We start from the raw sequence: 11215 nt of genomic DNA, 5'->3' as shown, positions 1-11215 counted from the left end.
GAGAGCGCCTCTCCGCGCGCCTGGCGGACCAGGCGCCCGGGAGCCCTCCCAGGCCGCCTGAGACCCTCCTGGAGCCTCCTGAGCCCAAAACACCGGGGCGGCCACCCCCGCTAACTCGGGGTGGCCGCCCCGACCACGTCGTTCGGTGCCTCCGGTACGCCTTCGGCGCCGCCGGTACGGCTCAGAGCACCTCGACCTTGGACGCCAGCCAGCGGTCGCCCACCTTGGTCATCGACATCCGCAGCGTGAACTGGCTCGGCAGCCGCTGGGGCTGCCCCGCCTTGTCGGTCTGCGAGGCCTTGACGGTCTGCTGGTTGAGGAAGACCAGGACCGTTCCGGAGTCGGGCGAGATGTCCTCGACCGCCGTCTTCACGGCCGTGCTCGTGACCATCGCCTGCTGCTGCGGCGCCAGCGTGCGGACCCGCTCGGCCTGCGCCTCGAAGTCCTTGCGGAAGCCGCCCGTGGCGTACTCGGTGGCCTTGCGCATGTCGGAGTCGACGGTCCGGTAGTCGTACGACGAGATGCTCTGGGCCGCCTGCGTCGCCGCGTAGGCCGCCTGCTTCGAGGCGGTCCGCGTCGCGCCCATCTCCTGGCTCTTCATGAACAGCCAGCCGACACCGACCGCCCCCAGGACGGCCACCAGGCTCAGCACAACGATCTTGCGGGACCCGTCACCGGAAGCCGGGATCCGGATCCGCCGGCGGGCCTTTCCGCGCCCGCCGGACGCCTTCTTCGTGTCCTCGGCGGAGTCGGCCTCGTCCGAAGCCTCGTCCTCGCCGGAGTCGCTCTCCTTGGTCTTGACCAAGGAAGGCTTGGCGGACGAGGAGACGACCGCCGTCTCGTCGTCCTCCGCCTCGCCCTCCGCCTTTTCGTCGGCCGCCTCTTCACCGGCGTCAGGGTCCGCGGTCTTGAGCTCGTCCTCGACGGTGTCCGTCACGTCGGATCCGGTGGCGTCCGCCTTCTCGGCGTCCAGCTTCGCTACGTCCGTCGCATCCGCGTCCGGCTCGTCCGTGTCCGTGTCGTCCGTGTCCGCGTCGTCTGTGTCGGCCGCGTCCGTGTCGTCCGAGTCGATCTCGGCCGTGTCGGTGTCGGCCTCAGCCGTGTCGGGCTCGTCGGCCTCAGGTTCGTCGGCCGCGGGATCGTCCACCTCGGGCTCGTCCGCGTCCACGGCGGCGGCGGCCTCGGCGGCCTCCTTGGCGGCCTGCTCGGCGAGCTCCGCCAGCTCGGCGGCCCTGCGGGCCTTCTCCTTGGCCTCGGCGGCCCGCCGCCCGGCGGCCGTGCCGTTCGGCTCGGCCGGCGGGGCCTCGGTCACGGCGTCCTTGCCGGCCTTGCCCTCGGCCTTGGCCACGGCGGAACGTTCCTTCGCGGAACCCTTTCCTCGTCCGAGAAACGTCACGGAACCATCCCAATGTTGGAAACGAGCCAGCGGTCGCCGTCCTTGGTCAGCTCGAACAGCCAGCGACCCGACAACGGCATGCCCTGCGGCACCTTCGCATTGGTCGAGATCGCCGAGACCCACACGATGACCTCGGCGGAGTCGCGGTCCATCGACACCACGCCCGCGCGCGCCGTCTGGACGGACGAGGCGGTCTTGGTCTTGCCGACCGTCTCGCTGAGCGTCTTGGCCGTGGTGGCCCACTGGTCCTTGGCGCTGCCGGTCAGCCCGCCGGTGACCCGGTCGATGTCCTTCTGCAGGTTCTTGTGGTCGAGCGTCTGCATGTTGATCGCCGTCTGCTTGGCCGACTGCAGCGCGGCGGCCCGCCGGTCCTCGTCCCGCTGGGCCTTGAGGATCTGGTAACCCAGCAGCCCCGCGGCGATGGCCAGGGCGACGATCACGGCGCCCAGCGCCCACACGCCGTAACGGCCGCGGGTCTTCGCCTCAGAGTTCACTTTCGCGCCGTTCCCTTCACCGCATCAGCGGGTCGAGTAGGAGCATCTTCCAGGAAGCGTCTCCCAGCAGACGCTGCTGGCTTCCGGTGGCGCCCATCTGGTAGCGCTTGCCGTCCGGGCCGTAGACCACTCCGGTCGACGGATCGTACCCGGCGAGTTCCACCGATTTGGACGGGAAGGGGATGTACAAACTGCTGCCGGCCTGCAGCGTTGCCGGCTGCCCTGACAGCGCCGTGGTCTTGCCCGGGTCGCCGGTGCCCTGGGCGCCCGTACGGTCCTTGTCCTCGCCCTTGGCGTCCTTGCCCTTGGTGTCGCCGTACGCGCCGCCCTCGGGGAATCCGGCGCCGTCGGTCGCGCCCGGCGGCACCGCCGGCGGCGGCACGATCGCGTCCTTGGGGAAGTTCCGGGAGCCGCGTACGGCCTTGCCCGAGTCCTTGGGGTCGGTGCACCCGGCGTCCAGGCGCGGCTTCTTGTCCCCGGTGAACTGCGGCCAGCGCTTCTCGACCTTCTCGTACCCCTTGGTGCAGGGCGCGGGCGAGTCGATGTTGAGCGCCAGGCCCAGGTGCTGGGTGCCGTCGCCGGGGGTCACGGTGAACGCGCCGCCCACGGTGAGCGGGTACAGGATGAACAGCGAGCGCAGCCCGGCCTTGCGGGAGGCGATGATCTGCCCCGTGGTGGTCAGGTTGGCCAGCAGCACCGGGAGCGTGGGCTCCAGCGCGTCGATGGTCTTGTCGGCCTGGTCGACCGCGCCGGGCGTCGCGTCGATGACGCCGCGCAGCGCCGGGTCGTCGCGGCGCAGCTGGGTGGTCAGCTCGTTCAGGTTGCGCGCGAAGCCCCGGATGTGGGCGCCCTGCTGCCGCTGGGTGTTCAGTACGGTCGCGCTGTTGTCCAGCAGCCGCTTGGTGTCGGGGTAGGCCTCGTCGAACGTCTGGATCAGCCGGTCGGTGTCGTCCAGGATGGCCTGCAGGTCCGAGGCCGAGCCCGAGAACGCCTTGTCCAGCTCGTCCACGATGGTGCCCAGGTGCTGCGGGTTCACCGACGAGACCAGCTTGTCGACGTTGCGCAGCAGCTCGGCGGTGGACACCGGCAGCTTGGTGAGCCGGCGCGGGATCGTGTACGGGTCGCCCTCGTCCAGGAACGGGCCGTCGGCCTTGCTGGGCTGCAGGTCGATGTACTGCTCGCCGACCGCGGAACGGTTGGCGACCACGGCCGAGGTGCCCTCGCGCGGGATCCGCTTGCCCCGGTCGAGCTGCAGTTCGACCTTGATCCCGTCCTTGGTGAGCTGGATCGGGCCGACCCGGCCCACCGCGACGCCGCGGTAGGTGACCTCGGCGTTGGTGAACACGCCGCCGGAGTCGCTCAGGTCCACGTAGGCCACGTACTCGCGGCCCAGCAGGTTGCGGCCCAGGCCGATGTAGTTGACCGAAATGATCGTCACGCCCAGGATCGTGATGATCAGGAACGCGACCAGCTGGAACTTGACGCCGCGCTTGAGGATCACGACAGGCCCCCCGTCATCAGCGTCTGGAGATCGTTCTGGCCGGGGCCGAGCGAACGGGGCTTGGGGCTCCCGCTCGGCGACGGCGTCCCGGTCGGGGTTCCCGTGCCGTTCTGGGTGCCGACGCCCGGTGCGCCGCCCGCGCCGGGCAGGCCCGGCAGCCCGCCGTTGCCTCCGCCGGGCATCTCCGGCAGCACGCCCAGTGGCGTCTGCGGCAGCGTCACGTTCGGGACGGTGAGCATGCTGCGCATCTTCTGGCCGCTGCCCAGGAGGCCTTCGAGCTCGGTGCCGCCGAACAGGTTCTGCGCGATGCTCTCGAAGTCCAGGTCGAGGGTGAGGTGCACGTTGCCGTAGTCGCCCTTGATGACGTTGTCGAACGTCGCCGGGAACGGCCAGGTCAGCAGCCCCTCCAGGGCCTTGGGCAGATCGGTGCCGGCCTTGTTGAGGTTGCGCAGGATGACGTCCAGGTCCTTGAGGTTGGCCACCAGGTCGGCCTGGGACTTGTCGATCACGCCGGTGGTGGTGCGGCTCAGCCGGTCCAGCGCCTTGAGCATCTTGGTCAGGTCGGCCCGGTTGCGGTTCAGGACCGCCAGCGCCGGGCCGGTCTTGTCGATGGTGTCGGCGATCGTCTCGCGCTCGGCCGACAGTTTGCCGGTCAGCCGGTCGATGCTGTCGAGCGCGCGGGTGATCTCACCGCGGTTGCGGTCCAGCGTGCCGACGAACGTGTCGACCCGGTGCAGCACCGACTTGATCGTCGAGGTACGGCCGTTCATCGCCGTGTTGAGCTCGCGGGTGATGGTGGAGATCTGCTCGATGCCGCCGCCGTTGAGCAGCATCGACATCGCCGACAGCACCTCTTCGATCTCGGTGCTGCGGGTCGTCCGGGCCAGCGGGATCAGATCGCCGCTGGCCAGCTCGCCCTGGGGACGCTCGGTGGGCGGGTTGGACAGCGCCACGAACTTCTCGCCCAGCAGGCTGGTCTGCCCGATGGTGGCGACGGCGTTGTCGGGCAGCTTGGTGTCGCCGCGGACCTTGAGGGTGACCAGGGCGTGCCAGCCGCTCTTGGAGCCGTTCGGGCCGGGCCTGCTGCCGGCCAGCTCGATCTTGTCCACCTTGCCGACCGAGACGTCGTTGACCTTGACCATCGACTGCGGCACCAGGTCGAGCACGTTGGAGAACTCGACCTGGACGGTCTTGGCGTCGTCGCCGAGGTCGGCGCCGCCCGGCAGCGGGAGCGAGTCGATCCCGTGGAACGAGCAGCCCGACAGCGCCGTCACACCGGCCAGCGCGGCGATCCCGAACAGCCCGAGCCGCCCCACCCCCTGCCGCTTGGCGACGGGCTTGTTCACGGGCTTGTCCAGCACGGGCTTGTTCACCACGGGCCGGTTCACGGGGAGCCTCATTCGCCACCTCCGGGCAGTAGCGCACGGATGTCGCCGGGCTTGGACCGCGTCCCGGCCTGCCCGGTCTGCGTCTTGCCGGCCCCGTCGCCGTTCTTGCCGCCGGGCCCGTAAGCGTCGGGCGGGATCGGCCTCGGGTCGTAGTGCGTGGTCAGCGCGGTGATCCAGGACAGGTCCAGGCTCAACCCGGTCAGCGCCTTGCCGATCCCGTTGTACGGGGTGACGAAGTCCAGGCACTGCTTGGCCGGGGTCCCCACCGAGTAGGCCAGCGAGCAGATCCAGTCGGCCAGGTCGTGGAACTGGCGCAGGTCGGCCCGGTTGTGGATGGTGCCGCTGATCGGGTCGTACGCGCGCGCCAGGTTGTTGACGCCCAGCGGCGCCGTCGACAGCGCCTCGGCGAAGGCGTCCTTCTCCTTCACCAGGATCCCGGTGATCTGCGCCAACTGGCGGACGTTGTCCGACAGCTGCCCCCGGTTGTCCTTGATGAACTTCTGCACGTTGCGCAGCGTGGGAGCGAGCGTGTTGAGCGCGGCGCTCAGCTCCTCCTTCTCCCCCGCCAGCTGCCCGGACACCCCGTTGAGATGGCCGGTGAACTGCCGGATCTGCTGGTCGTTGGCCTTCATCGTGTCGGTGATGACGCGCAGGTTCTCGATCGTCTTGGCCACGTCGCCGCGGTCGGCGCTCAGCGTGCTGAGCATCTTGGACGTGTCGGCGATCGTGTGCCGGATGTCGGTGCCCTGGCCCTGCAGGGTGTCCGCGCCGACCTGGAGCAGCCGCGACAGCGAGCCCTCGGCGTTGGCGCCCTCGGGCCCGAGGGCCTTGCTCAGGTCGTTCAGGCCGGCGCCGACCTCGTCCACCTCGACCGGCACCGCGGTGCGGTTGAGCGCCAGGGTCTGGCCGTCGCGCATCGCCGCGCCGCCCTTGTAGACGGGGGTGAGCTGGATGTAGCGGTCGGCGACCAGGGTCTGGTTGATGATCACCGCCTGGGCGTTCGCCGGCACCTTGTACTTGGCCTCGTACTCCAGCTCGACCCGGACCGCGCCGCCGACCGGCGTCACCTTGGTGACCTGGCCGACCGGGATCCCGAGGATGCGGACGTCCGCGCCGGCGTAGAGGCCGACGGTCTTGCTGAAGTACGCCGTCATGCGGTTGTGCTCGGGCTCCCGCAGGAGCAGCATGAGCGCGGCCACGAGCAGCGCGACCGCGAGGATCGCGCCGCCGAGGCGGAGGACCATTGCTGAGTTACGCACGATGACCTGCCTGCTCGCTCACGGGAGGAAGGGGAGCGGGTTGTTGGGCTGCGGGTTGGTGGGCCGGGTGCCCGGCTGGCCCGGCTGTCCGCCCTGCTGTCCCTGGCCGCCCTGCCGCGTCCCGGTGGCCGACCCGTTGCCCTGGGTCGGCGCGTCCTTGATCGAGGCGGGGATGGGGATCAGGTTCTGGATGTAGCTGTCGAACCACCGCCCGGTCCCGGTGACGTCGGCGAACTGCCGGGTGAACGGCGCGAACAGCTCCAGGATCCGGTCCAGGTTCTTCTGGTTCTTCAGCAGGATCCCGTTGACCTTCTCCAGGTTGTCCAGCATCGGGCGCAGCTGTCCCTCGTTCTCCTTGATCAGCGCGTTGACCTGCTGCGACAGCAGCACGGTGTTGACCAGCACCTGGTGGATCACCTGCCGCCTGGCCTGCACCGCCCGCAGGATCTCGTCGCCGTCCTTGATCAGCGCGGCGAAGTCCTGGTTGCGGTCGGCCAGCAGCTGCGACACGTCCTTGGCGCGCCCGGTGAGCTCGTGCAGCTCCTTGTCGCGGGAGGCGACGGTGTTCGAGAGCCGGCGCAGCCCCTGCAGCGACGCCCTGATCTCGTCCGGGGAGTTGCGGAAGGTGTCGGCCAGCACGTCGAACGACTGCGCCACCTGCTTGTGGTCGATCTTGCCGACCCGCTGGGTGAGCTCGCTGATCGCCGGGACGACCTCGAACGGGACGGCGGTCCGCTCGACCGGGATCTGCTTGCTGAGCCGTCCCGTACCGCGCGGGTCCAGCGCCACGTAGTGCGCGCCGAGCACCGTCTTGATCTTGATCTCGGCGCGGGTCAGGTCGCCCAGCTTGACGTCGTCGTCCACCCGGAAGGTGACCTTGACGTGGTCACCGGCCAGTTCCATCCCGGTGACCTGGCCGACCTTGACGCCGGCGATGCGCACCTCCTCGTCCGCCTTCAGCCCGGCGGCCTCGGCGAACGCGGCGGTGTGCTCCTTGCCGCCGGCCACGAACGGGATGCTCTGCAGGTTCATCGCCAGCAGCAGCGAGACGACGATGACGGCGAACCCGGCGAGGCCGATGGGGACCGGATTGCGTTCCCTGAACGGGATCCTCATCTACTTGCACCTCGCGTTCTCGTTCACGATCGCCGGTGTCTGGTAGACGGGACCTCCGGGCAACCGCACCCGCGCGTCCATGCCGCAGATGTACATGTTGAACCACGAGCCGTACGAGGAGATGTTGACCAGCCCCTCCAGCCGGTCCGGCGTCCGGCGCAGCGCCTTGTCGACGTCGGCGCCGTTCTCGTTCAGCGTGCCGGCCAGCTTGCGCAGCCCCGCGATGTCGTTCTTCAGCGCGGGACGGGCGTCCTTGAGGAGCCCGGCGGTGGTGCCCTCCAGCTGGTTGATCGCCGCGATCGAGTCGAAGATCGCCTGCCGGTCGTCGGCGACCCCGCCGACGAACCCGCGCAGGTCGCCGATCAGCCGGTTGACCTCGTCGTGCCGCTCGTCGATGGTGCCCAGCACCTTGTTCAGGTTCTCGATCACCCGGCCGATGACCTCGTCGCGGTTGGCCAGCGTGTTGGTCAGCGAGGCGACGTGCGACAGCAGGCTGTTGACCGTCCCGGCCTCGCCCTGCAGCGTCTGCACGATCTGGAACGCGAGCTTGTTGACGTCGTCGGGCTCCAGCGCGTGGAACAGCGGGCGGAACCCGTTGAACAGCGCGGTGAGGTCGAGCGCCGGCTTGGTCTGGCTGACCGGGATGGTGCCGCCGGGACGCAGGTAGTCGTTGGCCGCGCCCGCGCCCTCGACCAGCGCCAGGTAGCGCTGGCCCATGAGGTTGCGATAGCGCACGTTGACCTGCGTGGACGTGGGGATCCCGGCCTGGAAGACGCCTTCCTTGTTGACCCGGAAGTGCACCTCGGCCTGCTTGCCGCCGTGCAGTTCGATCTTCTCGACCTGCCCGACCCTGACCCCGGCCACCCGGACGTCGTCGTTCTCCAGCAGCCCGGCCACATCGGTGAAGATCGCGCTGTAGCTGCGGGTGTCGACGAACCGGATGTTCGCGATGGTCATCGCCAGCACGCCGGTGGCCAGCGAGGTGGCGACGACGAAGATGAGCAGCTTGACGGCCGCGCCGGTGGTCTTCACTGGACGTTCACCACCGATCCCTGCATCAGCGGCCCGAACAGCAACTGGGCGACGTCCGACACCTCATCGGCGGGGGTACGGGTCATCGGGCCGACGATGCTCTTGATCTTGTCGCGCTCGCTCATCCCCTGCCCCGGGTCCACGAACACGCCCGACGTCGCCCGGCCGCGGCCGCCGGCGGCGCCGTGCGGGTTCTGCTCGTTGGGGTCGTGCGGGTTCTTCCACCACAGGTCGTCCTGGGTGCCGTCCAGGGCCATCCAGTCCGGGAACGGAATCTCCGGGTTGGGCAGGTTGTAGCAGCGCGGGTTGCGCTGGTCCTTGGCCTCGGGCACGTCCAGGGGGTACTTGTACGGCGGCCGCGGCTTGACGATCTCGATGGTCAGGTTGAACGTCGAGCCCTTGCCGCCGCCGGCCTCCTCGGCCCGCGGCTTGATCTTCATCATCCCGTCCAGCACGCAGGGCAGCGTCGGCGAGTAGCGGGCGACCAGCGCGAGCCCGTCGCGGTTCGCCACGTTCATTCCGATGATCTTCGGGGCGTTGTTCCGCATGAACACGTCGCCCTTGTCGGCGAAGCCGGTGACCATCGGGATGATCTGCTCGATGTTCTTGCGCTTGTCGGTGATCGTCTTGCTGGTCACGTTGATGTTCTTCAGGGTGTTCAGCAGTTCGGGGGCGGCGGCGTTGTAGATGTCGGACACGTCCGACAGCGCGCGCAGGTCGTACACCAGCGTCCGCAGCTCGGGGTTGATCTTCTTGAGCAGCGCGTCCGCCTGCTCCAGGTTGCGGCCGATCTGGTCGCCGCGACCCTGCAGCGCGGTGGCGACGGCGTTCAGCGTGGTGTTCAGCTTCTCCGGCCGCACCGCCTGCAGCAGCGGCAGCAGGTTGCCGAGCACCCGGTCGATCTCGACCGCGGTCTGCGACCGGTCCTGCTGGATCACCTGGCCGGCGCGCAGCCCGAGCGGGCCGGCCTGCGCCGGGATCTCCAGGTCGACGTACTTCTCGCCGAACAGCGTCTTGGGCAGCATCCGCGCCTGGACGTTGCCGGGGATCAGCTTGGCCTTGTCGGGGTCGAGCGCCAGGTCGATCTCGGCGCCGTCGGCGGTGACGCGGGTGTCCCGTACCTCGCCGACGATCAGGCCGCGCACCTTCACGTCCGAGCGCGGCAGCAGCTGCAGCCCGGCCCGCTCGGCGTCGACCGTCACCTTGGTCACCGGCGTGAGGGCCTTGTTGAACAGAGCGACGGTCAGTGCCAGCAGCAGCACCAGCACGACGATCATCGACATGCCCAGCAGCCGGTAGCGCCAGCGCTGCGGCATCCCGCCCGGATTCGCGACATGGGTCATCGCGCCGTCACCCCGCAATCCGTACGGTCGTGGTGGCCCCCCAGATCGCCATGCCCATCAGCAGGTCCACGACGTTGATGACCACGATGCTGGTCCGCACCGCGCGGCCGACCGCGACGCCGACGCCGGCCGGGCCGCCGCTGGCGTGGTAGCCGTAGTAGCAGTGGATCAGCATCACCAGCATGGCGAAGACGATCACCTTGCCGAACGACCACAAGATGTCGTACGGCGGCAGGAAGAGATTGAAGTAGTGGTCGTAGGTACCGGTCGACTGCCCGTAGAACGTCGTCACGATCAGCCGGGTGGCACCGTACGAGGCCAGCAGCCCCACGATGTAGAGCGGGATCACCGCGATCATCCCGGCGATCAGCCGGGTGGTGACCAGGAACGGCATCGACGGGACCGCCATGACCTCCAGCGCGTCGATCTCGTCGGAGATCCGCATCGCGCCCAGCTGGGCGGTGAAGCCGCAGCCGACCGTGGCCGACAGCGCCAGCGCCGACACCAGCGGGGCGATCTCGCGGGTGTTGAAGTACGAGGCGACGAACCCGGTGAACGCGGCGGTGCCGATCTGGTTCAGCGAGTTGTAGCCCTGCAGCCCGACCTGGCTGCCGGTGAAGAAGGTCATGAAGCCGACGATCACGACGCTGCCGCCGATCACCGCCAGCCCGCCGGTGCCGAGGCTGACCTCGGCCAGCAGCCGCAGCACCTCGGTCCGGTAGCGGCGCAGCACCCGGAGCACCCAGGCGAAGGCCCGCGCGTAGAAGGAGAGCTGGTGACCGAAGTCCTCCAGCCGCTTCAGCGGCAGGCCCAGCCACCTGAAGAACGACCCTCGCGTTCCTTTGAAGGACGTGCTCATCACATGCCCTTCTGCGGAATGAACTGGAAGTACAGCGCGGAGATCACGAAGTTCTCCAGGAACAGCAGCATGAACGTGATGACCACGGTCTGGTTGACCGCGTCGCCCACACCCTTGGGGCCGCCCTTGGCGTTCAGGCCCTTGTAGGCCGCCACCAGCCCCGCCGTGATACCGAAGACGAACGCCTTGAACTCGGCCTGCAGCAGGTCGGGCAGCTGCGCGATGGCGTTGAACGAGGCCAGATAGGCACCCGGAGTGCCGTCCTGCAGCATCACGTTGAACACGTAGCCGCCGGCCAGGCCGACCACCGACACCAGTCCGTTGAGGAACAGCGCGACGAACGCGCACGCCAGCATGCGCGGGACCACCAGGCGGTGCAGGGGATTGATCCCCAGCACCTCCATGGCGTCGATCTCCTCACGGATCTTGCGGGAGCCGATGTCGGCGCACATCGCCGAGCCCGCGGCGCCCGCGACCAGCAGCGAGGTGACCAGCGGGCTGGCCTCGCGGACGATCGCGACCACCGCGGTCGCACCGGTGTAGGACTGCGCGCCCAGCTGCCGGATCAGCCCGCCGACCTGCAGCGACAGGATGCCGCCGAACGGGATGGCGACCAGCATGGTGGGCACCACGGTCACGCTGACGATGAACCAGGCCTGCTGGACGAACTCGCGCCACTGGAACGGCCAGACGAGCATCGCCCGGAACGTGTCCAGGCACATGGCGAAGAACCGGCCCGGCTCCTTGACGACGACATTGGCCGCACCGTCGGAGAACTTGCGGAACGTGACCGAGGCGTTTCCGCCCTTGCCTTCTCCCTGGTCCGC

The 11215-nt window shown here is 69.1% G+C and carries 10 protein-coding genes; all 10 read right to left on the bottom strand.

Translation table 11 applies throughout. From position 1 onward, the window contains the following. Nucleotides 1-181: 181 nt before the first annotated feature. From ACH34Q_RS37780 to ACH34Q_RS37735, 10 genes are read right to left on the bottom strand one after another with little or no spacing between them, the layout of a single operon-like run. Complete coding sequence (locus ACH34Q_RS37780; protein ID WP_395987978.1) at nt 182-1348, bottom strand: hypothetical protein; 1167 nt, start codon at nt 1346-1348, stop codon at nt 182-184. Between the two features lie 44 nt (nt 1349-1392). Further along, nucleotides 1393-1890, bottom strand: coding sequence for a hypothetical protein (locus ACH34Q_RS37775; RefSeq protein ID WP_395987977.1), 498 nt, complete (start codon nt 1888-1890; stop codon nt 1393-1395). Nucleotides 1891-1906: 16 nt separating this feature from the next. After that, nucleotides 1907-3391 carry an MCE family protein gene (locus ACH34Q_RS37770; RefSeq protein ID WP_395987976.1) on the bottom strand — a complete coding sequence of 495 codons (1485 nt, stop codon included), beginning with the start codon at nt 3389-3391 and terminating at the stop codon, nt 1907-1909. Then, on the bottom strand, nt 3388-4779 hold the full coding sequence (locus ACH34Q_RS37765) for an MCE family protein (RefSeq protein WP_395987975.1): 1392 nt from the start codon (nt 4777-4779) through the stop codon (nt 3388-3390). The genes ACH34Q_RS37770 and ACH34Q_RS37765 overlap by 4 nt, the downstream gene beginning before the upstream one ends. An 8-nt stretch (nt 4780-4787) precedes the next feature. After that, entirely contained in the window at nt 4788-6038 is a 1251-nt protein-coding gene (locus ACH34Q_RS37760; RefSeq protein WP_395987974.1) for an MCE family protein, read from the bottom strand. Nucleotides 6039-6056: 18 nt separating this feature from the next. Further along, nucleotides 6057-7154, bottom strand: a complete 1098-nt coding sequence (locus ACH34Q_RS37755; RefSeq protein ID WP_395987973.1) for an MCE family protein — start codon at nt 7152-7154, stop codon at nt 6057-6059. Next, nucleotides 7155-8186: an MCE family protein gene (locus tag ACH34Q_RS37750; RefSeq protein ID WP_395987972.1), complete on the bottom strand. Its 1032-nt coding sequence runs from the start codon at nt 8184-8186 to the stop codon at nt 7155-7157. Next, entirely contained in the window at nt 8183-9529 is a 1347-nt protein-coding gene (locus tag ACH34Q_RS37745; RefSeq protein ID WP_395987971.1) for an MCE family protein, read from the bottom strand. The genes ACH34Q_RS37750 and ACH34Q_RS37745 overlap by 4 nt, the downstream gene beginning before the upstream one ends. Before the next feature lie 7 nt (nt 9530-9536). Then, nucleotides 9537-10388 (bottom strand): MlaE family ABC transporter permease, encoded by an 852-nt coding sequence (locus ACH34Q_RS37740; RefSeq protein ID WP_395987970.1) that lies wholly within the window; start codon nt 10386-10388, stop codon nt 9537-9539. Further along, complete coding sequence (locus ACH34Q_RS37735) at nt 10388-11110, bottom strand: MlaE family ABC transporter permease (protein ID WP_395988049.1); 723 nt, start codon at nt 11108-11110, stop codon at nt 10388-10390. The genes ACH34Q_RS37740 and ACH34Q_RS37735 overlap by 1 nt, the downstream gene beginning before the upstream one ends. Nucleotides 11111-11215 lie beyond the last annotated feature (105 nt).

The organism is Actinomadura sp. 9N407 (assembly GCF_044326315.1).
Lineage (GTDB): Bacteria > Actinomycetota > Actinomycetes > Streptosporangiales > Streptosporangiaceae > Spirillospora.
The sequence above is the reverse complement of the archived record's forward strand: the minus strand, read 5'-3'. Positions and strand labels throughout refer to the sequence as shown.